This window comes from Ureibacillus sp. MALMAid1270 (genome assembly GCF_049202975.1).
In the GTDB taxonomy this organism is placed as follows: Bacteria; Bacillota; Bacilli; order Bacillales_A; family Planococcaceae; genus Ureibacillus.
The window spans coordinates 1-22447 of record NZ_JBMIRP010000033.1; the positions used below are offsets into that span (position 1 = coordinate 1).

A 22447-nucleotide genomic window follows, 5' to 3' on the forward strand; every position below is an offset into this window, starting at 1 on the left:
TCTGTGGTTATTTCATCGTTGCTTTAACCATATCAGAAATGGATTCTTTTTTCATTTATTTGATGCATGGACCATTTAGCTCAATACCTTGATAGATAAGCATTATTTGGTTATCAAAGATTTTTTATGAATAATTCAGGAAATAGTATATTTGGAGGATCTCTTGTTTTATTATTTTTAATGTCAACCCTATTACATAGTATGCCTGAAAAATATAAAAAAATATTTTCAATACTAGATCACTCTTCAATTTATGTATTAATTGCAGGAACATATACTCCATTCTTATTAATTGCAATTGGTGGTACTTTAGGTATTGTTCTACTATGTATAGTTTGGGGAATCGCAATATTTGGTATTGTTTTTAAATGTTTGTTTATACACAAATTCGAAACTTTTTCTTTATTGTTATATATTTTAATGGGTTGGCTAATTATTTTTGCCATAAAGCCATTATATGAATTTTTACAATTTGATGGGTTTACTGTGCTATTAACTGGAGGCTTACTATTTACATTCGGAGCCATTTTTTATATGTGGAGAAAATTACCGTTTAACCATGCGATATGGCATTTATTCGTTATAGCAGGTTGTGGTTGTATGGTTGCTTGTGTGATTGTTTATCTATAAATAAAAGAGCCACGACTCTTTATTTACAGTCGTGGCTAATTTCATTTCTACACTTCAACTTTTTCTTTTTCTTTTTCTTTTTCTTCATTGATTGTTTTTGCTTCAAGCTCAATCGGAGTATTAACAGTACGTTTTCCTGCAAAGTTCTCGATTAATTCCTTCACATCGATCCCTGAAGAAGCTTTTAAAGTTTCTTGTAATGTAGACATTAAGTTCGTTGCATAAGAAGTTACACGATTTGCACCGCCGCCTTCCCCATTTCCAGTATCGACAACTGTGATCTTATCAATATTTGAAAGTGGGCTAGCAACCTCTTTAGCATATTGAGGTAACATACGAACTAACATATCAAGAACCGCTGCTTGACCGTATTGTTCAAATGCTTCTGCGATTTTACGTTTTGCTTCCGCTTCTGCAAGACCTTTTAATCGAATGATTTCAGCCTCTGTTTCCCCTTGTGCACGTTCAGCATCTGCTTTTGCTAAACCATCTAAACGAATTTTTTCTGCTTCCGCTTTAGCTCTTGCTTCAATACGATATTTCTCAGCATCTGCCTGAGCTAATTCTTTCATTTTTTGAGCAGCAGCATTTTGTTCAATCGCATAGCGATCAGCATCTGCTTTTTTCTTAACTTCTGAGTCATATTGTCTTTCGCGACGTAAAATTTCTTTTTCTTCTAGTTCAATTTGCTTTTGACGCTCAATAATTTGAACTTGCATTTCTTGTTCAGTAACTTCTTGTTTTGCTCTAGCTGTTTCAAGTTCATAAGCTTGGTCAGCACGTGCTCTTGCAATATCTTGTTCACGACGGAATTCTGCCACTTTTAACTGATTTTCTTTTTCCGCTTCTGCAATTTCAGTCGCGCGTTGCAATTCAGCTTTTTGAGCTTCTTTTTCTGCTTCTGCTTTCTTAATACGTGTTTCTTTTTCAGCTTCAGCAGTTGCAATATCCGCATCACGTTTCACTTGAGCAATTCTTGGTTTTCCTAAAGAATCTAAGTAACCATTTTTGTCTCGAACATCTTTAATCGTAAATGAAACGATTATTAATCCCATTTTCGCTAAATCTTGTGAAGCTACACGTTGTACTTCTTGTGAGAATTTATCACGATTTTTATAAATTTCTTCTACAGTCATTGAACCAAGTATTGAACGTAAATGACCTTCAAGAACTTCTTTCGCTTCATTTTCACGATCTTGCACATTTTTCCCTAAAAACTGTTCAGCTGCTGTAGCTATTTCTGAAATGGAACCACCAATTTTTATAATTGCTGTTCCATCTGCCATTACAGGAACCCCTTGCTCTGTATATACTTCTGGAGTTGTAACTTCTAGTTTACTAGATAATAAACTTAAATACTCTGCTTGTTGGAATACAGGGAATACAAAAGTACCTCCACCACGAATAATTTTTACACGATTACCTGAATCATCTTTATGAACATTTTTTGAGCCTAGGAAACTACCTGTTACAATCAATGCCTCATCTGGACCGACTGTCTTATATCTAGCAACATAAACCCCAATGATTGCTAAAATGATAAAGACGGCAATCCCAATAATAATTAAAATTTGCATATCCATATGATTTCCCCTTTTCTATTTATTTGAATGGCGATTGATATTTTTTCACAAGAAGCGTACCTTCTTTTACCTCGATTATTAGAATTTCATCATTATAATCGATAGCATCATTATCAAAACCTGTAGCTCGCTTCGAAATAATACCAGCCGCCGTTTCAATCACAACTTCACCATATCCATCTTTCGGAATAGGTACAATCACTCTTCCTATTTGCCCCTCTAAAGACTGATCTGTGTAAGCTAATGAGACTTCAGCAGATTTTAATGGAACAAGTATGAAAAGGTAAAGCAAAGTACTAAGAATTGCTGATAAAATACATGAAATGATAAAAACCCATATGCTCGATAATGGACTAAACTGCTCCATTAAATAACCACTTGCAGAAGTAATGGTTATAAATGCCAAAATCACAGCCGGATTAATAAATACAATAGTGTCTAAAATACCATCTAAGAAGTCTGAGAAAAGAATGTAAATCACTGTAATACAACCAGCCACAATAAGGGTGACTAAATAAATCATTTGAATTTCAACACCGAATAACAAATCCCCACCTCCATACCAATTCTAGCACTTCTTACCATATTTACGGATTGTATTTCACAAAAGTTTCAATATTTTAAAAATTCTTTTATAAAAGAAAAATGCACCTACCGAAATCAGTAAGTGCATTTATTAAGAGTTAGTTTAAGATTTTTTTCTGTCAAAAACTAAATATTTATAGGTATATCCTTGATTTGTATCTACAGGGTCACTTGAATATGTGAGTGTCCATTCTTTATCATATAATGGGAAAAATGTGTCACCTTCAAATTCATGTTCGATCTCTGTAATATAAAGACGATTAGCTATCTGTAAGGCTAATTTAAAAATTTCCTCCCCTCCAATAATCATAATTTCTTCAACTTCACCAGCAATTTCAATCGCCTCGTCTAAACTATTGGCTACTTCAATTCCCTCGTGATGATATTCTTTACTTCTTGTAATAATAATATTTTTTCTTCCTGGTAATGGTTTTCCGATAGATTCAAATGTTTTTCTTCCCATAATCATTGGTTTTCCCATTGTTGTTTCTTTAAAATATTTTAATTCTCCAGGAAGGTGCCAAGGCATTTTGTTTTCGTACCCAATTACGCGATTTTTATCGTGTGCTACTATTAGTGAAATCATTTTTTGCTCTCCTAACGTCTTTTCTATCTTTAATAATACAAAGTATTTGAAATACTTTCAAAGTATATAAAGCGTACGAACAATAAACATGTCTTAATTTTTTATCAATCAATTTCCCCAAAAAAAGTGACCTTCCGTAGAAAGTCACTTTAAATTATTCCTATACCGCAACAGGAGCCTTAATTGTTGGATGTGGGTTATACCCTTCCATTGTTAGATCACTTAATTCAATATCGAATATTGATTTCTTTTCAGGGTTAATAACAAGCTTTGGAAAATCGCGTGGTTCGCGTGACAGTTGTTCATTCACTTGTTCTAAATGATTTAAGTAGATATGAGCGTCACCGAAACTATGAACAAAATCTCCAACACCTAAACCACATTCATGTGCAATTAAGTGCGTTAATAAAGCGTAAGAGGCAATATTAAATGGAACTCCTAAGAACACATCCGCACTACGTTGATATAATTGACAAGATAATTTTCCGTCTGCAACGTAAAATTGGAATAGTGTATGACAAGGAGGTAATGCCATGTCATCTACTTCAGCTGGATTCCAAGCTGAAACAATTAATCTTCTTGAATCAGGATTTTTCTTAATCATCTCAATGACTTTTTTCAATTGGTCAATCGTTTCCCCATTTTCTGATGGCCAAGAACGCCATTGTTTTCCATAAACAGGACCTAAATCACCATATTTTGCTGCAAAATCATCATCTGTTAACACTTTTTCATTAAAAATACTCATTTGCTCATCAAGAATTTTCGCAAACTCTTCATCACTAGATGCTCGCAATCCGAAGTTTGTCATATCTGGACCATTGTAGTCATCTGATTTTACCCACTTTTCAAATGCCCACTCATCCCAAATATGATTATTATTTTGTAATAAGTAACGAATATTAGTATCACCTTTTATAAACCAAAGCAATTCACTCGCAACTAATAATTTAAATGGAACTCGCTTTGTAGTTAATAATGGAAATCCTTTATTTAGATCAAATCGCATCTGATAGCCAAAAACACTGATTGTTCCTGTTCCAGTACGATCTTCTTTTTTTACTCCATTTTCTAAAATGTGCGTTAGTAAATTTAAATAAGCCATTTCAGGATGTGCCATGTTATCACTCCTAGTGTATATTATCACTAAAATATTATTTTATCGTGTTATGATTTAAATTAAAAGGGGTAATAAAAATAAGAGGTGCGCTTGAAAGATCTACAATCAAGCACCACCCCTTCAATTATACTTCTACTGCTTGTCGGTGTAAGTAATAATTCCGCCCATTTTCTTTCACAAAATACAGTGCCTCGTCCGCTTTATGGATACATGATGTAATTTGTTCAGGGTTTTTAATCATAAAAGTACTTGCTCCTACACTAACTGTAATAAAAGGTTCAATATGCGAAGAACAATGTTCAATGTTTAATTCTTTTACTTTTCTGACAATTTCTTTGCAAATTATGCTCGCCTTTTCTTCAGTATGGTTAATAAGGAGAATTGTAAATTCCTCACCACCCCATCTTGAGGCAAAACAACCATATTGGTAGGCGAGATTATATAACTGTTCACCTATATTTGCTAATACTTGGTCACCTTCATTATGTCCATAAGTATCATTGTACAATTTAAAACAATCAACATCGACCATAATTGCCGTAAATAAAAATGATTCTCGTTCCGCCTTCTTTTTTAATTCTAGTAAGTAATGATTATATGCGCGACGGTTAAACAAATTCGTTAACGGATCTAAATTTGCCTGTAATTCTAATTTCCTATTCGCTTCCCTTAACTTTTTCGTTAACTCTCTTGTAATATGTGCTTCTTTAATAAGTTCAGATTGGAAGATTAATGAACGATGGAATGAATAATAAATTGTTCGTGAAATAAAAAAAGTAATAGAAATAAGTGTTAGTAGATAAAGCAATTGTTGGTTGAAAATAGCCGTATTATTATTTTGTAAATAAAGTCCAATAAAAAGTGTAGCACTCGATAATAAAACAGAAGTAATCAGCTGCGGGATCCTTAGGACAAAAACAGAACATGTAATTACTAATGTTAATGTATAAATCATTTGTTGATTGTAATTTACATTGTCACTGATAGTTATAAGAGCTCCTAAAAAAGTACTCATCAAAACATAAAAACTTACAAAAAAATCAACACTTTTCATATTTTGTTCGGAGATATTGATTTTTATAATATCCGTAATAATATAAACAATTGTATTGAACAAGATAAGTAGAATGTATGGAATCATTTGAAGTGATAATCCACCGTAAGGAATAATTGATTTATCTTTGAACATTGTTACAACGAATAAAAATAATATGATTATAGTAGAAACTTTGCAGATCAAGCTGATTTTTTGAATATTATGTTTTAGGATTTCAATCCTCGTTAAATATTTTTCATCAAAAATCTCACTCATAATAACAACCCTCATTTCTACAACGCAATCGAACATTTAAGAATATATAAGTTCTTAAACGCATATATTCTTAAATGGAAAATTTTAGTAAAGCACTATATATTTAAATAGATTTTACATTATATTACATAGGAAATAAATAGTTTTATTAGAATTTATAGTAAAATTTTCATTCAATATAACTATTTGACAAGGAAAATAGACTTAAATTATGTATAGTTCGATTTTACTACACGCATTCCCTCTAGATAAAATATCCTCAAGTAAAAATAACTACAAAAAAACACTCGTGTTCACACGAGTGTTTCTATTAGTTATGACAACCATTTTGGTGGTGTATTTTTGGAACAATAAATATCTCCCATATCATGATGAGTTACAAACCGATCTTCATACGTATGATAATGGAAATTATAGTAATAACCTTCTAAAGGTCGTTTTTCTGTTCTAACATGGAATCGAATCAAATCTTTTCCTGTCAATCCATCTGACAAATTAAATATTTTTTCACTATAATTGCCACTCGGTTGTTCTGTAATATTTATGTATTTGTATGATTCGTAGTTCATTTTTGCAATTGTTGTTTCAATGACTTCTTCCATTTTCGGGAAAATTGTTGATTCAAACTCATCACTAATAAAAGGTGCAATTCTTGTCCCAAATTTTAAATAGGATTGAGCTTTTGCAGCTTCAAAAATCGATTCAATAGACTGTTCATCTGTATCAGAATGATTATCATCATGTTCGGCAATACTATGTTCGGATATATCACTTTTAGAATTTTCTGATTGATCTTGATCTAATAATTCCCAAATTTCATGACTTGGTGAAATGATACCAAATGTTATGAATGCAACGAATATAACGATCATTTTCTGTAACCATTTCTTCATATACATTACCTCGAGTCTCAAATTATTCAAAAAATATACTTATTTATAATTACGATTATAACATTAAAAGGTTTCATCTTTTAATAATTCATTGTAAAATAATAGTTGGAATAATTATTTGTTTTTTATAAGGGAGGTCCACTTCTATGGAAATGTATGAAATCGCAGCAGGAATCGGTTTTGTTTTATTAATTGCTTACTTAACTTCATTATGCTTTACTTCTAATAGCTAATTTTTGAACTAATTTTAAATTTTAATGAATAAAGCAATTAGACAAGGGGTGCCTGATTTTCCAGGCACCCCTTTAGTATTCTTGAGCAACATATTAAATAAATTAAGTCTCTACCCTATCATCAGGGGAATTTTATATAAAAGAAATCATTTTTCTTATCTACCGCGGTAAAATCCCACTAAAACTTTCTTACTTAAGCAATGCAAACCCTACCTACTTTTGCATCCTTGCAAGCCTCAACTTGCTCCAGTGTGAATAAGTGTCATCAAAAACATTAGCGAAACGCCAAATTTATTTATTTGCTACCCAAAATAGCATAATTTTATTATAACATAATAAAAGATTCAAGTAAACAAATTGAATATTGAGATAATACACTATTGAATAATATTTCCCATTTCATCATAAAAAATATATTCTGATGTAGTTGATCCGATTGGATATTCGAGTACGGTCAATGAAGGAGAAGTGTTAATCTCTTTATCAAGTTGTGTTTCACCATCAATCGTCAATTTTATTTTTAGGAGAACTAAACCTACAATTAGACATTTTACTTTATATATTTTTTAAAAATTACTAATTATTTCACAGATAAGATATTCGGAGTTTAGTTAATTTTTCATACGGGAAAATCGGGAATTAGGAAAATACTGGTGCATAAATTCTTTGAATAAAGTTACCAAACGAAGGGAAGACATTTTTTTCATTTTATTAAGTCTTCTAATCATCAAATATGCAACTGTTCTATTTTTAAAAACTCAACATAAAATTTAACATATTACATGAGAAGGAGATTACTAGAATGTATTATGTTACTTTTTTTGAGAACAGAAGTTTAATTATGAGCAAATTAACTACAACGCTTCCAACAGAAAACGAAAATATTAACTTAAAAGGACGCAAAGGGACAGTTCTTAGTGTAGAGAAATTAGATGATAAACATATCAATGTTCATGTTGCACTAGAAAAGGTAATTAAGAAATCCGCTGTTCTTGAGCCTAATAAGAAACGCAAATAAGCATAGTACTATGGGGTTGTCTTTTCAATCACACCATAGTGAAATTTGGAAGTTAGCCGTACTTCCCGCTTAAATCCAAAATCATCGAAATAAGATGATTTATAATGTGCTTTCAATACTACTCTTTTTCTAGCAACTCTAATTGCTTCTTGAACCCATTCTCTTGTAAGAAGATCATGATTTCCCGCATCTCTTAAGGGTTCAAAGTTATTTGATTCTTCTATAATTTCTTCAAACATTGGATCCATATATATAACATCAATCGAACCACTTTGCTGTTTACTTAAATAATCCAAAGCTTCAGCATTGATCACTTCAATCTCTCTCATACACGATGTTAAAGGTAATTCAGAGTAATCATAATTTTTCATTCCCTGTTTTACGATGAATGCTACATTTCTGTTAGCTTCTATAGCAGTAACTTTTCCAAGATGACCAACTTGGTATGCTGCAACGATTGCATCCGAACCAAGACCCAATGTACAGTCAAGGTAAGTATCACCTTTTAAAAGATTACATGCCTCTAGAAATGGATCAATTTCACCATTGGCAATTCGTTTTAACCTAAATGCAGCAGTACCTGGATGAAAGAAGAATGGATTCTTTACATCCTTTGGATAGTATTCAAATCGATTTTTTCCTGCAACAATAATATTAGCGTTCAGTAGCTCACTCATTTTAGCTACTGAACGCTTTTTTCTTGGCTCAAAAGGAAGCCCAAGTTCGTTACATGCAAATTGTGCAAGTTTCATCGTAACGTCATCGGGTCTTCCTGCAGTTGTTACAATAGTTAGTTGGCACATACTTGTTTTAATACACCAGTTAGATGGTCTGTAATTTGTTCTACAGCATGACCTTCGATTTGATCGCGTGGAATGAAATATTCTAATTGCCCATCTTTTAATATTGCAATTGAAGGTGAACTTGGTGGGACTTCTTCAAAAAAGCCGCGCATTGCAGCCGTCGCTTCACGATCTTGACCCGCAAATACAGTTACTAGGTGATCTGGTTTCACTTCTTGAATTGATTCACGTACAGCCGGGCGAGCAAGACCTGCAGCACAGCCACATACAGAATTAATTACAACTAATGAAACACCCTTAGCAGTTGACATAAATTCATTTACTTCATCAGGAGTTGTTAGTTCTTTAAAACCTGCATCTACTAATTCTTTACGCATCGGTTGAACGATGCCTTTCATATATTCATCATATGCGTTCATCTTTTCTACCTCTTTCAAATATATTCGCACATAAAATTATATCAATGTTTACGAACGATGTACAAAAATTGAATTTCTCAATAAAACACATTATGTAATCAGAATTTAAAAAATTTAAAGGAATTTTTACAACACTAGCAAATTAATATATATAACGTCATTACGAAGGAGTAAATCTATTATGAACAAACGTCATGAAATACTTTTTAATCAAATAAAAAGCTATCGAGAACATGTATTATATTTATTAGATGAATTATCAGAACAAACAGCGGAAGAGATCCCAACTGGATATAACAATAATATTCGTTGGAACGCTGGTCACATTTATACAGACCAATATAAATGGATTGAACATTTAACTAAAGAGAAAACAGAAGTTCCTGAGGAATTTGTTACATGGTTTGGTTATGGTACATCCCCATTGAATTTTACTAAAGAAACACCAACATTAGAAGAATTAAAAGTTTTACTAAAAAATCAACCTAAAAGAATAATGGAATTGTACGGACATCGTTTAGAAGAAGAATTCCCTCCTACTGAAATGGGAATGTTTACAATTGAGCAAGTATTAATACGGACAATTTTCCATGAAGGAATGCACTTACAGAGAATCATTGATATTTTGAAACTCGTGCGTCGTTAAAATTAAAAGAAAGAACTAATTAAATCTTTAACTATAGTTATGATAGACCCTAAGAACATTGCAAAAATTCTAATTAATCCAGTCTTTAAAACGACTATGATGATAAGTAGTGTCACTAAAAGTCCATTTATTATTGGAAAAGATTTAGTTAATCCTGTTGAGACACGTAATTTAGCAAGTATATAAAGAACAATATATAGCACGATGCCGATAAGAAATATTTGTATCAATTTACACCTCAATTTAATACGACTTACTAAAGAAGAACGTTGTGTTTCATTTACACAACGTCCTTTTTATACTTCTTTTAAATAAATAACTAATTCTTGGCGATAGACTCCATCTTCTAAATAATGATCTAATGTATGAAAGTCATATTGAAAACTGCCAAATGGGAAGGTTACATTTTCACCCTTCACAGCCGCTAGAAGACCTGCGACATCAGTTGAAACCATTTCTAATATTTCTTCACCTGTTTTCGTTAATACGAATACTACATTCATGACTTCACCTACTAAAAAATGTTTAATTTTTTCTAGACTAACATAAAGCGCAGATAAATGAAAATCCCCCTTCACAATGATTTTGTTCAGGGAACCCAATCATTATAAAGGGAGTTAATTACAATTCTTTCTTAAACTGTGATGGGAGTAAAAAACTCTTCATATAAAGCTGTTAATACTTGATTTTCGACTTCTGATAATACGCCAAATACTAAACTAACTTCAGAAGAACCTTGATTGATCATTTCAATATTAGATCCTGTACGTGAAATAGCAGAAGCGGCTCTTGCAGCTAAACCAGTGTTATTTCGCATACCTTCACCAACAATGACGATCATGGAGAATCCATGACGGAAGTAAACATCATCCGCATGTAATTCTTCTTTCACTCGTTTAACAATTCGTTCTTCTGCTTCTGGTGTGATTTGATTTGAACGAATAATAACTGAAATATCATCTACTCCAGATGGTGTATGATCATAAGAAATATGTTCATCTTCAATAATATGAAGTAACTTACGACCAAATCCAATTTCACGGTTCATTAAATATTTTGATACATATAAAGTTGAGAACCCACTGTCAGCAGAAATACCAATTACCGGACGGCTACTTGAAATAGCTCGTGTTGATAATATTTTAGTTCCTGGAGCTGAAGGGTTATTTGTATTTTTTACTGTTACTGGAATACCTAATTTGAATACAGGCATAAGCGCTTCATCGTGAAATACTGAAAAGCCTGAATATGAAAGTTCACGCATTTCACGATAAGTGATTTCTTCAATTCCAACAGGTTCTTGAACAACTTTAGGATTAGCTGAAAATACACAATCTACATCAGTAAAGTTTTCGTATAATTCAGCATTTACAGCTGCAGCTAAAATAGAACCAGTAATATCTGATCCTCCACGATCAAATGTACGAAGTGTTCCATCTTTTGTATATCCAAAGAAACCAGGGAAAACAATTATTTCTTCAACATCATTCAATTTCTTTAAATTTTCATATGTCTCTGGTAACGCGTAAGTTCGTTCAGGTCGATCATTTAACACTAATCCTTCTAAAGGACTTACGTATTTTGCTTTTAAGCCAATTGTATTAAAATATGCAGCAACTAATTTTGCATTATTATCTTCGCCACTAGCTTTTAAATTATCAACAAATAAATCAATATCATTTTTATCAGAATAAACGCGTTCACGTAAATCTTGTGTAATGATATCAATAATCGAATGATCTACTCCAAGATCATCCGCAATTTCTTTAAATCGATTTATCACACTTTGAAGTTTACCTTCAACATTACCATTTTTTAGTGCTGCATTTGCAAGATCGATTAATAAATCGGTAACTTTAATGTCGTCGCCAAAGCGTTTACCCGGTGCAGATACAACAACAATTCTTCTATCGGGATTAGACTTCACAATGTTTGCCACTTTTTTTATTTGCTCAGCATTCGCAACAGAAGTACCACCAAATTTACATACTATCATTTCACCAGATCCTTACTTTTCAAAATTATTGTATTTTCGGAAAAAACATTTGACTTATCACAGTGTACAAATTTTCAGAATATACGTCAATAGTACAAAAACAAAATAATAAAAATCTTATCATATTTACACTTTTCGATTCAAGTCAGTCTATTATATGTAGGTTATTTGTACCGAATAGCATGTTTGCCTATCTAATTTTAGGATTTAACCATTAGAGTATCCTAATGACGTTCACCTATTCAAAATAAAACCGTGTACACCCCAAATGGAAAGTACACGATTTTTTATTTAAGTCACCTAAACAATCACTTGAATCCAGTTACTAATTCATAGTGATTTTATTATATATGATTTGCTCCAATTTACTAGGTTGAAAATTTTAGAAATCTGAAATAAATTATTTTAAATTTATCACTTTTAAATAACAGATGGATCTTATATCAATATCCCTGTTATTTCTTTTATTTTGAATTTGAATTCTTCCTTCACTCGTGTCAATTAATGTGCCGAATAGGAATTCATCGTCAGTTCTAACTTTTACTTCTTTTCCAATATACTTTTCCAATGCTTGATACAATGGAATTCCGAAAAATAAGTTTAGATATCCATCGTTTTTCGAAACAACTTCACCAAAGTTAAACGCCAATTCTCGTCTTGTTTCTTGATCTGCGTGGATAAATTTAGGGTCGCGTTCTTCATCATCTAATTCCATTCTTGAGATGGAGAGCAGTTTTCCATAAAGAATAAACATCGCACTCCCAATTGGATTGATTTGAATAAAATCTCGACCAGCTGTAGCTAGTTTCCCTGTTTTTTGAATTAGTTTAATTTGTTTTGTTTTATGCAGTTCCAGATCATTTGTTTTACTAGCTTTTCTCGCATTTTTTCTATATGGTTTCGTTTCAATAATTTCTTCCGTCTCATCTGTCTCATCATCTTCAATAATCATCATATTTGAATTTAGAATACCATCTGCGTCCACTAATTCGTCATCAACGGGTAATTCTAAACCACATAAGATATTAACTTTCACTCTTATCCCTTTTAAATCGAGAAAGTGTAATTGCAATTGTCGAGTATTATTGGGGTCACTTTTTGAACCTAAAGAACGTAGTAAATGATTGACTGCTCGAATACAAGTTTGCAAATCATCTAGTTCTTCTTGTGGAAATTGACTATTTGGTGAGGCGAATCGACGAGTTCTTATTTGGATTTTACAATCAAAAGGTGATCCGAATAAATTGGTCGGATGAATAGGAACAGTTTCATTACATATACAAGAATGGAGATTACAAACTCTACATCGAGTCATATAATACACCTTCATTCTTCCTCTTACTTGAGGTCCCCAATATTAATAAGCCAGTTTCTTCTTCATCTATTACTTCAAAATCATTGTAAGATGTAATTTTCTTATTATGATAATCTAATGGGGCTAGAGATTTACTTTTTCTTTTTAAAACCCTGAATATACCCCACATTCCAACTTCAATATCCCATCTGATGTTACCAGAACGATACAAGTAGTCCCCTGGTTTGTTAAACAAGCCACCAGCACCATAGTATAGATAGAAGTTATCATTTGATCCTACAGTCCTTTGTGGTGCTGCAGAAATAATTGAAGAGTTAAGATCATCTTCACCTCTTAAGAATTTGTGTCCATGAATAACAAAAGTGTGTGCTCTTGGTTTATCTGCTGGTTGAGTTAGACGAATTGTAATTGGATCTCCAGGATAAGCTAACAATACTGGTGTACTCGGATCACCAAAAGCTTTTGAGCTAAATACTTTATGAATGTCTTTGAATTTTTTTACACGATTTCTAAACGGTTCATAGCGATAGTTGAATCCCCTTGATCCTTGATCTTCAAAATCAGGTTCTTCGTCTTCTAGTTCAATCTCAATATCTTTAAATAACAATGGTTCAGGGTCAATAATCAATTTTCCATTTTTATCTAAAAGTCTGACACCATCATGCATGATGAGTGCAAATTCTCTAGTCTCAGGCAACAGAGGATTCGATATGATAACTTGTGCTCCTGTTAAAGTTTCGTTTCTTGATTTCGAATCGAGGAACTTTGAACCTCTTGGCTCTGCAATAAGCATTCCAAATGCTCCATGATGTCTATGGTTGCGAACATCCGCCATATCTACAAGATTTGCTGCACCAAAATCTCGATCGATGTACCAGCTATAGGTAATCGATTCACCAGGACCAATTGTCTGATCTTTATTAAAACCTACCGTTGCTCCATCTGAATTTCGAACATCATAAATGACTAATTGTGCATGTAATGAAATTCGGTCCGAAGTTGGGAAAAACGAATCGACAGGAACTTCAGGATAGCCATGTCGTCCTTCGTGATGGTCACTATTTCTTAATAAATTGGTCAATGTAATTTCTACATATTCACCAACATTAGCACGAATAATTAGTGGTTCAGGATTTTTATTGCCACATAAAATATCATCCACATCTTCTCTTAAAGCATAAACGATACCGTATGGGTCGTGATCACCATTTTTATTGTATTCAATACGAGCGTTTAAGGCATACACATCATATTTTCTTACTTTTGCACATTTAGGATATGAATAATGCTTTACTCTTGCCATTGGTGGTTTTTTACCAGTTCGTCTTGGTAATGGGGTATCTCGCATAGGTGGTTCATCTCTATCATTTAATGGCATTAAGTGTGGAACTCGTTTTTCATATGTTCGGAAAATCCCCCAGTTTCCTAACCATATATCATCAATTGACCCAAAATGATATAACATATCAAAGTCGCCTTTTCCTTCCATATTAAATTCAAACGTAAAGGTTTCTGCGATTGCGATATGTTGTTGTTGATCAAGTTCAGATTCTAAATCCGGTCGTTCCCTATGCCAACGTTGACGATGTAGATTAAAACTATGAGACTCTTCATGTGCTCCTTGAATCAATCGGACTCGGACTGGATCTCCATTATACGTTTCAAGTAAAGGTGTACAAGGGTCTCCATGAACCCAAGAGCTGAATACATATGCGGGATCACAATCAGGCTCTTTTAAACGAAATTGTAGTGGCTCACACCGATAATTTATACCCATTACACCTGGATCATCAGGGGAACCTGGGAATGGTGGTGGATTAAGTGGATTTCCATTTTTATCAAATAATAAAGCGAAATCATGTACAAAAAGATTAATCTCCCTGAAATTTGGGATTAACGGATTTTCAATTCTAGCTTGAGTTCCTGATAAAATCTCTTTATCTTCATAAGGACTTAAATATTTTGAGCCCCTTGGTTCAATATTTATGGCTGCGAATACACCATGTTGTTGGTGCTCATTAGCGAATAAATGATCATGCCAAAATGTACATTTCAACTCGACATCTGCATACCATACATATTCCATTGTTTCGTTGGGTGTAATACCAGAATCATAGTTCCAACCGACATTCGCTCCGTCAGAACATAAAACGTCAAATTTTACGAAATGAACGTGCATACCTACTTCATAGGTTCTATTTACTAACTGGAATGCATTTCCACCAATTGTTTCTGGAAGTTTATTTGTATATCGTAATTTTACGAGATCTCCCGCATTGGCTCGTAGAACAAATGGCTCGGGATTCTTTCTACCATTTTTAACATCTTCATAATCTTCTGCCAAAACATAAAAACGTCCTTCAGGATCGTGCCAACCTTGTTTGTTATAAACGATTGGAGCTTGCATAATGACGACATCATATTCCCGAACTGGTGCATCTATTGGAGCAGGATTTACGAAAGCAGCACCAGGAATTGGGCGTTCTGCAAAGTGGTTTTCTTCAATTTGTGTGGGTTTTCTACCGTTTTTTATTCCTAGTGGTGGACGTGGTGCCTTAAATCCAGGAATACCCGGAATAAAGTTTGGAAAGCCAGGTCTTTCAGGTGTAGGCTTTGGTGGACATGGTCGATCAGGTAGTGGTTGTAGTGCTTTTATTTGAACCCCATTTGGATAACACATACTTCCATCTTGCAATGTATCAAAGTTTCTTTGGATGCCCCACATTCCTTCACCAAAATGTGGGTAAAGATGGCAGTGAATGATTGCATCTCCAATCGCTCCATGCAAACTACCAGCACCATACATAGGAGATACCGTAAATTCTGTTTGAGGTGAAATCGCTTGAACATCCAATATTTCTGAATCCATGTCAGTATGCTCAAATAGCCATTGGTGTACATGGTAGTGGAATGAGTGAGTCTCTTTTACTCCCGCGTGTACAAGTTGTATTTTAATAGGATCTCCTACATATGCACGTAATATTGGCGTATCAGGATCACCGAATACCCATGAATCATGGTGAACTTCCTCACCTTCACAATCTGGACAAACGACTCCTTCTTGTATTAACCGCGCTCTGTTTCTCATCGGTTCAGCACGATAATTAATAAGGTGTGTTGCTTCAGGTTGTAGTGTATGCGGACTGATTGGCGCTTGACCTGTTAAATCATCAATTTCCTGTTCATCGTGGAAAAACCAGCCATACTCTCTAAATGATGGAAGTAAGGGATTGTGAATATCAGCAAAGTTACCACTATTAATAGGTTTACCAGTTTCAGGATGTGTCCACCAAGACCCTCTTGGCTCTACAAATAATGCTCCAAACAAACCATGTACATTACTGCCAAGTTCACTTGATAATGTATTACCTAAGTCTGAAAAAAAATGTATCCCTTCTGAAAACACTTTCCATTTATATAGAATTTTTTCACCTTTTTTAATGGTTGTATCACGATTTAAACCTACAAATGCACCATCTGCAGTCAACACGTCGTATTCCGCATTTTGAATATGCATACCTGTATTGAATGGGAGTTGATTCTCAAATAATATTTCAATTTCATCGCCTACACATGCTCTTATAACTAAAGGTTCAACTAAATCAACAGGTGTATAAGGATTTTTTTCGACTTGTTTTTTCACAAGACTTTCATTTTCTTTTAATACATACATCATTCCATCTGGGTCATGATCTCCAAATCTATTGACAACAATTCGAATTGGTATAGCAACAACATGATAGCTTCTAATCATGCTGATCATTCCTATTACGTATATCTGGTATTTCTGGTTGACCCGGTTTTTCTATATAAAATACTTCAATTTCATCTATATGAACTCGAAATACTTCATCATCGAGTTCATTTACATTCGTAACATCTGCTTTAATAATTAAATAATCGCCATTTACGGCTTGAATTTTTCCGATGATTAAAAATGGAAATGAGAAGATGAGAAGTAATGCTTTTCTTCCGATATTCAATCTGAATTCTTGAGTAACAACAAATTCACGAACAGCATTAATATCGGGACTTCCTATTCCATTTAAAGCCAATCTATCAAGTTCGTCTCTCACATTATTCATCCTTTCTTTATAAATTTTGCCGAATCTTTTCGATTTTCCATTTAAATAAGAGGTATTTTACGATTTGGGTCAAATGGCGTAAATACTGCAATTTTTTCTACTGGAAAACTTAAAGGTGTTGGGAATTTATAAAATGGCGCATTATGCATTTTAATAATCACTGGATATAACGTAATAAAACCATTCGTTACTTCACTCACTCTACCAGAAAAGATTGGACGAAATGTTTGACCTAAAATACTTAATTGCTTACTGTCAGTAACTAGTAAAATATCTTTTCCTAAAACTTCAAGAAATACTAGGTTTTCCTCAAGAATCGGATTTTCTTCCATCCTTTGTTCACCTCCAAAAAAATGGGTTATTATATTGTATAGACATTTAATGTGTTGGGTTAAACGAAAGCACAATTTCCAATCTTTCGAATAAATTTTTACAATATAGAAAAAGAGTTTCCTTGATGAAACCCTTGAAATTTAAGAATTCTTCATCCTCTTAGAAAATAATCGTTGCCAGAAAGATATAAATCTAGTTTGTTTCATATAGTTTATCTTTGAAATGGTTATTTCTTTTCCGTTATTCAACAACACTTTTCCTTTTTGAACATCTATAATTTTTCCACTGATTATTTTTTTCGTGTAAAAAGTTACTTTTGTTCCTTTCCAACTTTTTAAATTAGTCTCTAACAATTCCTCAAAAAATTGTTGCCGAAGTACTTCCTTTTCTGCAACTACCGATCCGAAGTTAGTTAATAATTTATTTCTAAGCTCTTGATCATAAGCAACCTGTTGATGGGTTGCAGCAACATCTGGTAAACCAAAAGGTGATTTTGCGGATTTGATTATCGGATATGGAATCCAAAATCGATCGAATAGTGTCTTCAACATAACAAAATTGCGACCAACCGTTGCTACTTTTCCAATTGTGTGTATAATTTCATCTCCATTTGTTGAATGAACTTCGACTAACTGATTCTTTTTGGATTTGAAAAATTTAAGCAATATCATTTGTTGTTTGGAACTCGGAACTTTATTTCCAAGGTTTTGTAAATTTGCATTGTGAATATATTCTTGTAACATTTTTAATTCATACATTGGTAAACCGCTTGGAGGTGAAGTAAATTTCCCCTCTTTCTGCAATTCAGGATAGATTTTTTCAAACTCACTCATATCACATCCCCTTCCTTTAACATGTCATTTGAGTTAAGTCAATTCATACAATACTTTAGAAGGAGTGAATCATTTGAGAATCTTCATCATTCTTATCTTATTAAGCTACGTTCTAGTTTGTGTGGTATCCTATATGTATTTGAGGAAAATTAGGTATCAGATTAGTTACCATTTAGGTATGAATGTTGCGATGACGAGTAGTGGAATTATAGGGATTTCAGTTGGAACTTTATTAGTCTATGGGTTCCCTGGACATTATTCAATGATAACGATATTCACAACGATTTTAGCAATTTTAATAGGAGTTATTTTTGGTGCTTTAGTTGATTACCAAACATTACTTTCCGGGGTCTCTGGCGGAATTATGTCTGGTCTAATGGGTCCTATGATTGGGATGGCTGCGGATCTTTCACTTGTAGCTTTTTGTACCCTTCTTGTATACGTTTCATTTGCATTACTATGCTTTTCTGTTCGTTCTTAAGTTTTTATGGAGTTGGACTTAAAAAGGTTAAAACGGATACTGTTATTACAATTAGGAGCATTAATGAAAAGTCGATTTTAATCCAATGGTCAACATTCGTAGTCGATTTTTTCAGTTTAAAGCGAATTATCATTGCAATTGCAACTACTAAGATTACCAATATAAGTTTTATCATTAAAAAGCGTCCCCAATTACTTTCTAATAATAGTAAACTTGGAGAATAGATTAACGTCACAAAAGTTCCTGTAATGGCCATTAGGATAAAACTAATAAATGCATGATGAGAAAATATTGGCATAAATTCTTTAACATACAATTTATGTTTCCTCCAATAAATGACCATAAATGTTAAACCACCAGCCCATAATCCAGCCGCAATGAGGTGGATACTATTAAATGTGGCTGATAAATAAGTGAAATCAAATGCACTAGCATGCCCATTTAAACTTTTACAAAACACAAGTATTGCAAGCCAACTAATATCAATCCAACGATTTTTAAATAAAACAAGAAATCCTACTAACGAAAGTACCAATGAAGTTAGCCAATAGAATCCAAAATCTGTATCAAAGGGGAAATTTGGTGTGAAGAATAATCCGTTACTTGTGAAAATATCCATTTGTATTAAAATAACAGAAATTAAACCTAGAAGATGAATCATTTGAAATACAAATCCCCATAAAATATACTTTCGCTTTATATCAACTGAATACTCTTGAACTGTTTGCCACCAAATTATCCATCCAATTAGAAGCACCAGCCCAAAATAATACATTGACTTTAAGAGATAAATGATAAGTTCTAAAGCATTAAATTTGTCGTTAGATGAGCTATTACCTAACCCTGGACCAACTGTTTCATCTGTTTTTGTTCCAACTAATATGTGGTAGTTTCCTTGAACAACGTGCCCATCATTGGATGAGATAATATAATAGTCAATTGTATATACTCCATCTTCAAGTGTGGGTAGTTGAACTGATATTTCCATCCTATCTTCACTGATTGTTGGTGAATAAAAATCTACTTCTTGATCCAGATCATTAAAAACTTTTAAAGAGAAGTTTTCTTCCACTTCACTGTTAAACCGTATTTTCACCTCTTCTGGTGATGTTTCATGCTGACTGTTTGGCATCGGTGATTGCTTGACAACAGAAGCGTGGCTCCATACAGTTTGTGAAGTTAACAAAAAGAAAACAAGAGATAAGAAAAAGGCTACTGGTATTTTTTTCATAAAAATAGCTATTATCCTTTCTTCAATTTAGTCCTATACTATTCAAATGATTGAATAAGTGTTAGGTGAATAAGGATAATAGCCTGTCTTTATTGGAAGTTTAACTAATTATTTGTTCCAAACAATGTGATCGATTTTATCTTTTAATACTGTAATGACTTTTCCATTACATTCGATATCAACGTAGTCGATGCCTAACTGGTGAGTTTTCCCAATAATACGAAAACCACCCTCGGTAACCATCTCAAAAGGATTGTTGCGGCTATTTAAAAATTTAAAGTTCATTTCATTGCCTAATCCATTTAAATTTAGATGGATATAATCATCACATCTAAAAAAATGGGTTTGATGATGACATTTACAATGTTCTTTTCTGTGATAACATCCACAATCATGTTTCCTATCGAACCAGTCGTCATGTTTTTCATGTTTGTCGTGGCATTTACAATCATGTTTCATGCCAAACCAGTCGTCATGTTTACCGTGTTTGTCGTGACATTTACATTCATGTTTCTTGTCAAACCAGTCGTCATGTTTTTCATGTTTGTCGTGGCATTTACAATCATGTTTCATGCCAAACCAGTCGTCATGTTTACCGTGTTTGTCGCGACATTTACATTCATGTTTCTTGTCAAACCAGTCGTCATGTTTACCGTGTTTGTCGTGACATTTACATTCATGTTTCTTGTCAGGTTTATCATGATGGTCATCGTGCTTCTCATGACATTTACAATCATGTTTCTTGTCGTGTTTATCATGATGGTCATCGTGCATTTCTAAACGTTTAATTAGATGCATTACGTCAAACCAATCTTCGTGTTTATCGTGACATTTACATTCATGTTTCTTGTCAAACCAGTCGTCATGTTTACCGTGTTTGTCATGACATTTGCATTCATGTTTCTTGTCAGGTTTATCATGATGGTCATCGTGCTTCTCATGACATTTGCAATCATGCTTCTTGCCAAAACAGTCATCGTGTTTATCATTTTTGAAATGACAGTTACATTTGCATTTTCGATCGTGACAATGATCTAAGTTGTGAATAAGAACTTTGCAACAGCAACAATCTTTTTTATCTTTTCTATCTTTTTTCTTGTCTTTTTTTCGTTTTTCGAAATTGCAACTTTCATCATTTAAAAAGTCGAACATAAAAAAACCTCCCTTCAGATAAGATTAATCCAATATATGCAAAGCTTCTTATCTAGAAAGAGGCAAATACACACGTTCATTTTCTTGTATTTTGGGCAAGTTTATCAAAGACAAATTCTAGATTTCCGTTTTGAAGTTTAAGTTTTGCCTTCCCTTTCTTCCCACTTTTCCAAGTAAAAAGTATATCCCGTGTTTCTTTTCCACTTAATAATTTTTTTGCGTCAGTGACCGTAATTTTCCCCTTCATTATTGATTTACTAATGCTGAACTTGCATTCTTTATTTGAACATTGGTATGCTTTAAAACCTTCAACAACGGAGCTATGACATTTCACACACTTTCCTACAATCGGTTGCTGTTTTTCTTCGACATCCATATTTATTTGAATAAAACTGGAAGTCATTTCTCTGACATATTGCAACATTTCTCTATAAAAAAGGCTTGAGCTCAAGCTACCATCAACTATATCTTTTAACTTTTTACTCCAAACCGCTGTTAATACAGGTGAAACAATATCATGTTCACCAAGGCTCACAATCAAATCGATTCCAAATTGTGTTGCAATGAATGTTTTACCTTGTCTTCCAATCATCCCTATGGAAATTAGCTTTTCAATAATTTCTGCTCTTGTTGCAGAAGTACCGATCCCTTCTGCATCCTTTAATATTTTCTGAAGCTCTTTATCTTCTACAAATCTCCCAGCATGAAACATTGCATCAAGTAATGTGCTATCCGTATAACGACTAGGTGGTTCAGTCTGTTTAGAAAGGATATTTTTATTTAATATCGGTAGTTCCATATTCAATGACAGGTTAGGTAATGGTTGTTCCTGTTTTTTTCGGTAGGATTCGTAGAGTATTGTATACCCCTTTTGGATAACCATATTGCCATTTGCTTTAAAATAATGATTGTTTGATTCCAATATTGCGGTTGTTTTATCAATTACATAAGGTGGCAAAAAAATAGACAACAATCGTTTTGAAATCAGATGATAGATTTTCAACTCATTTGCAGTTAAGCTTTTCCTTCCAATTGGAACATCCGTTACTGTAAATAGGAATAGGTAACTTTCTACTTCGGCATTATCCGTTAAGTGTACTCATTTTCCCCTCCTCCACACCGTACGTGAAAGTTTCCCCTCATACGGCGTTCCATCAAGTAATTACAAGATTGATCGGTTCAAGATTACATTG

General features: G+C 33.2%; 23 protein-coding genes and 1 pseudogene. 6 read left to right on the forward strand and 18 right to left on the reverse strand.

Features of this window, described 5'->3' with window-relative positions; all coding sequences use genetic code 11:
• Positions 1 to 144: 144 nt before the first annotated feature.
• Positions 145 to 630, forward strand: a pseudogene (gene trhA / locus ACOQFO_RS03865) (PAQR family membrane homeostasis protein TrhA); the annotation flags it as partial.
• A 47-nt stretch (positions 631 to 677) separates the two neighbouring features.
• Here the strand turns inward: trhA and ACOQFO_RS03870 are convergent.
• The 6 genes from ACOQFO_RS03870 to ACOQFO_RS03895 form a co-directional block, all read right to left on the reverse strand.
• Positions 678 to 2213: an SPFH domain-containing protein gene (locus ACOQFO_RS03870; protein WP_421688391.1), complete on the reverse strand. Its 1536-nt coding sequence runs from the start codon at positions 2211 to 2213 to the stop codon at positions 678 to 680.
• A gap of 19 nt (positions 2214 to 2232) precedes the next feature.
• Entirely contained in the window at positions 2233 to 2760 is a 528-nt protein-coding gene (locus ACOQFO_RS03875; protein WP_421688392.1) for a hypothetical protein, read from the reverse strand.
• A 141-nt stretch (positions 2761 to 2901) separates the two neighbouring features.
• On the reverse strand, positions 2902 to 3384 hold the full coding sequence (locus tag ACOQFO_RS03880) for a dihydrofolate reductase (protein ID WP_421688393.1): 483 nt from the start codon (positions 3382 to 3384) through the stop codon (positions 2902 to 2904).
• Between the two features lie 160 nt (positions 3385 to 3544).
• On the reverse strand, positions 3545 to 4504 hold the full coding sequence (locus tag ACOQFO_RS03885) for a thymidylate synthase (protein WP_421688394.1): 960 nt from the start codon (positions 4502 to 4504) through the stop codon (positions 3545 to 3547).
• A 124-nt stretch (positions 4505 to 4628) separates the two neighbouring features.
• Positions 4629 to 5816, reverse strand: coding sequence for a GGDEF domain-containing protein (locus tag ACOQFO_RS03890; RefSeq protein WP_421688395.1), 1188 nt, complete (start codon positions 5814 to 5816; stop codon positions 4629 to 4631).
• A 314-nt stretch (positions 5817 to 6130) separates the two neighbouring features.
• The gene (locus tag ACOQFO_RS03895) at positions 6131 to 6709 is read right to left on the reverse strand and encodes a YpjP family protein (protein ID WP_421688396.1); all 579 of its coding nucleotides are present in this window, start codon (positions 6707 to 6709) and stop codon (positions 6131 to 6133) included.
• Positions 6710 to 7783: 1074 nt separating this feature from the next.
• Between ACOQFO_RS03895 and ACOQFO_RS03900 the strand changes: the two genes are divergently transcribed.
• Positions 7784 to 7960 carry a hypothetical protein gene (locus tag ACOQFO_RS03900; RefSeq protein WP_421688397.1) on the forward strand — a complete coding sequence of 59 codons (177 nt, stop codon included), beginning with the start codon at positions 7784 to 7786 and terminating at the stop codon, positions 7958 to 7960.
• 8 nt (positions 7961 to 7968) lie between these two features.
• Here the strand turns inward: ACOQFO_RS03900 and ACOQFO_RS03905 are convergent, their stop codons facing one another.
• Both ACOQFO_RS03905 and ACOQFO_RS03910 read right to left on the reverse strand, forming a co-directional pair.
• Positions 7969 to 8763 carry a class I SAM-dependent methyltransferase gene (locus ACOQFO_RS03905; RefSeq protein WP_421688398.1) on the reverse strand — a complete coding sequence of 265 codons (795 nt, stop codon included), beginning with the start codon at positions 8761 to 8763 and terminating at the stop codon, positions 7969 to 7971.
• Positions 8751 to 9182 carry a BrxA/BrxB family bacilliredoxin gene (locus tag ACOQFO_RS03910; protein WP_421688399.1) on the reverse strand — a complete coding sequence of 144 codons (432 nt, stop codon included), beginning with the start codon at positions 9180 to 9182 and terminating at the stop codon, positions 8751 to 8753. The genes ACOQFO_RS03905 and ACOQFO_RS03910 overlap by 13 nt, the downstream gene beginning before the upstream one ends.
• Positions 9183 to 9363: 181 nt before the next feature.
• Here ACOQFO_RS03910 and ACOQFO_RS03915 point away from each other — a divergent pair, with 181 nt between their 5' ends.
• Positions 9364 to 9828, forward strand: a complete 465-nt coding sequence (locus ACOQFO_RS03915) for a DinB family protein (protein ID WP_421688400.1) — start codon at positions 9364 to 9366, stop codon at positions 9826 to 9828.
• A gap of 296 nt (positions 9829 to 10124) precedes the next feature.
• Here ACOQFO_RS03915 and ACOQFO_RS03920 read toward each other — a convergent pair whose 3' ends face one another.
• The 7 genes from ACOQFO_RS03920 to ACOQFO_RS03950 form a co-directional block, all read right to left on the reverse strand.
• Positions 10125 to 10331, reverse strand: coding sequence for a thymidylate synthase (locus tag ACOQFO_RS03920; protein ID WP_421688401.1), 207 nt, complete (start codon positions 10329 to 10331; stop codon positions 10125 to 10127).
• A 131-nt stretch (positions 10332 to 10462) separates the two neighbouring features.
• A complete protein-coding gene (locus ACOQFO_RS03925) occupies positions 10463 to 11824 on the reverse strand; it encodes an aspartate kinase (protein WP_421688402.1) in 1362 nt (453 codons plus the stop codon).
• A 400-nt stretch (positions 11825 to 12224) separates the two neighbouring features.
• Positions 12225 to 13139, reverse strand: a complete 915-nt coding sequence (locus ACOQFO_RS03930) for a hypothetical protein (protein WP_421688403.1) — start codon at positions 13137 to 13139, stop codon at positions 12225 to 12227.
• A complete protein-coding gene (locus ACOQFO_RS03935; RefSeq protein ID WP_421688404.1) occupies positions 13126 to 16893 on the reverse strand; it encodes a multicopper oxidase domain-containing protein in 3768 nt (1255 codons plus the stop codon). Before ACOQFO_RS03935 ends, ACOQFO_RS03930 begins: the two co-directional genes overlap by 14 nt.
• Positions 16886 to 17215 carry a hypothetical protein gene (locus ACOQFO_RS03940; RefSeq protein ID WP_421688405.1) on the reverse strand — a complete coding sequence of 110 codons (330 nt, stop codon included), beginning with the start codon at positions 17213 to 17215 and terminating at the stop codon, positions 16886 to 16888. Before ACOQFO_RS03940 ends, ACOQFO_RS03935 begins: the two co-directional genes overlap by 8 nt.
• Before the next feature lie 50 nt (positions 17216 to 17265).
• Positions 17266 to 17556, reverse strand: coding sequence for a hypothetical protein (locus ACOQFO_RS03945; protein ID WP_421688406.1), 291 nt, complete (start codon positions 17554 to 17556; stop codon positions 17266 to 17268).
• A gap of 141 nt (positions 17557 to 17697) precedes the next feature.
• The gene (locus ACOQFO_RS03950; RefSeq protein WP_421688407.1) at positions 17698 to 18390 is read right to left on the reverse strand and encodes a hypothetical protein; all 693 of its coding nucleotides are present in this window, start codon (positions 18388 to 18390) and stop codon (positions 17698 to 17700) included.
• 64 nt (positions 18391 to 18454) lie between these two features.
• Between ACOQFO_RS03950 and ACOQFO_RS03955 the strand changes: the two genes are divergently transcribed.
• On the forward strand, positions 18455 to 18871 hold the full coding sequence (locus ACOQFO_RS03955) for a hypothetical protein (RefSeq protein ID WP_421688408.1): 417 nt from the start codon (positions 18455 to 18457) through the stop codon (positions 18869 to 18871).
• A gap of 4 nt (positions 18872 to 18875) precedes the next feature.
• Here the strand turns inward: ACOQFO_RS03955 and ACOQFO_RS03960 are convergent, their stop codons facing one another.
• Positions 18876 to 20102 (reverse strand): copper resistance CopC/CopD family protein, encoded by a 1227-nt coding sequence (locus ACOQFO_RS03960; protein ID WP_421688409.1) that lies wholly within the window; start codon positions 20100 to 20102, stop codon positions 18876 to 18878.
• A 108-nt stretch (positions 20103 to 20210) separates the two neighbouring features.
• Positions 20211 to 20387: a hypothetical protein gene (locus ACOQFO_RS03965; RefSeq protein ID WP_421688410.1), complete on the reverse strand. Its 177-nt coding sequence runs from the start codon at positions 20385 to 20387 to the stop codon at positions 20211 to 20213.
• Between the two features lie 66 nt (positions 20388 to 20453).
• Here ACOQFO_RS03965 and ACOQFO_RS03970 point away from each other — a divergent pair, with 66 nt between their 5' ends.
• Both ACOQFO_RS03970 and ACOQFO_RS03975 read left to right on the forward strand, forming a co-directional pair.
• Positions 20454 to 20882 carry a hypothetical protein gene (locus ACOQFO_RS03970; protein ID WP_421688411.1) on the forward strand — a complete coding sequence of 143 codons (429 nt, stop codon included), beginning with the start codon at positions 20454 to 20456 and terminating at the stop codon, positions 20880 to 20882.
• A 12-nt stretch (positions 20883 to 20894) separates the two neighbouring features.
• Positions 20895 to 21140 (forward strand): hypothetical protein, encoded by a 246-nt coding sequence (locus ACOQFO_RS03975; protein WP_421688412.1) that lies wholly within the window; start codon positions 20895 to 20897, stop codon positions 21138 to 21140.
• A gap of 190 nt (positions 21141 to 21330) precedes the next feature.
• Here the strand turns inward: ACOQFO_RS03975 and ACOQFO_RS03980 are convergent, their stop codons facing one another.
• Positions 21331 to 22287 (reverse strand): DNA topoisomerase, encoded by a 957-nt coding sequence (locus tag ACOQFO_RS03980; protein ID WP_421688413.1) that lies wholly within the window; start codon positions 22285 to 22287, stop codon positions 21331 to 21333.
• Positions 22288 to 22447 lie beyond the last annotated feature (160 nt).

Bases quoted from the DNA above. Each gene is read 5' to 3' on its own strand.
- ACOQFO_RS03870 (WP_421688391.1), bottom strand. From the start codon at position 2,213: ATGGATATGCAAATTTTAATTATTATTGGGATTGCCGTCTTTATCATT.
- ACOQFO_RS03880 (WP_421688393.1), bottom strand. From the start codon at position 3,384: ATGATTTCACTAATAGTAGCACACGATAAAAATCGCGTAATTGGGTAC.
- ACOQFO_RS03885 (WP_421688394.1), bottom strand. From the start codon at position 4,504: ATGGCACATCCTGAAATGGCTTATTTAAATTTACTAACGCACATTTTA.
- ACOQFO_RS03890 (WP_421688395.1), bottom strand. From the start codon at position 5,816: ATGAGTGAGATTTTTGATGAAAAATATTTAACGAGGATTGAAATCCTA.
- ACOQFO_RS03895 (WP_421688396.1), bottom strand. From the start codon at position 6,709: ATGAAGAAATGGTTACAGAAAATGATCGTTATATTCGTTGCATTCATA.
- ACOQFO_RS03900 (WP_421688397.1), top strand. From the start codon at position 7,784: ATGAGCAAATTAACTACAACGCTTCCAACAGAAAACGAAAATATTAAC.
- ACOQFO_RS03905 (WP_421688398.1), bottom strand. From the start codon at position 8,763: ATGTGCCAACTAACTATTGTAACAACTGCAGGAAGACCCGATGACGTT.
- ACOQFO_RS03910 (WP_421688399.1), bottom strand. From the start codon at position 9,182: ATGAACGCATATGATGAATATATGAAAGGCATCGTTCAACCGATGCGT.
- ACOQFO_RS03915 (WP_421688400.1), top strand. From the start codon at position 9,364: ATGAACAAACGTCATGAAATACTTTTTAATCAAATAAAAAGCTATCGA.
- ACOQFO_RS03920 (WP_421688401.1), bottom strand. From the start codon at position 10,331: ATGAATGTAGTATTCGTATTAACGAAAACAGGTGAAGAAATATTAGAA.
- ACOQFO_RS03925 (WP_421688402.1), bottom strand. From the start codon at position 11,824: ATGATAGTATGTAAATTTGGTGGTACTTCTGTTGCGAATGCTGAGCAA.
- ACOQFO_RS03930 (WP_421688403.1), bottom strand. From the start codon at position 13,139: ATGACTCGATGTAGAGTTTGTAATCTCCATTCTTGTATATGTAATGAA.
- ACOQFO_RS03935 (WP_421688404.1), bottom strand. From the start codon at position 16,893: ATGATTAGAAGCTATCATGTTGTTGCTATACCAATTCGAATTGTTGTC.
- ACOQFO_RS03945 (WP_421688406.1), bottom strand. From the start codon at position 17,556: ATGGAAGAAAATCCGATTCTTGAGGAAAACCTAGTATTTCTTGAAGTT.
- ACOQFO_RS03950 (WP_421688407.1), bottom strand. From the start codon at position 18,390: ATGAGTGAGTTTGAAAAAATCTATCCTGAATTGCAGAAAGAGGGGAAA.
- ACOQFO_RS03960 (WP_421688409.1), bottom strand. From the start codon at position 20,102: ATGAAAAAAATACCAGTAGCCTTTTTCTTATCTCTTGTTTTCTTTTTG.
- ACOQFO_RS03965 (WP_421688410.1), bottom strand. From the start codon at position 20,387: ATGAACTTTAAATTTTTAAATAGCCGCAACAATCCTTTTGAGATGGTT.
- ACOQFO_RS03970 (WP_421688411.1), top strand. From the start codon at position 20,454: ATGACATTTACAATGTTCTTTTCTGTGATAACATCCACAATCATGTTT.
- ACOQFO_RS03975 (WP_421688412.1), top strand. From the start codon at position 20,895: ATGCATTACGTCAAACCAATCTTCGTGTTTATCGTGACATTTACATTC.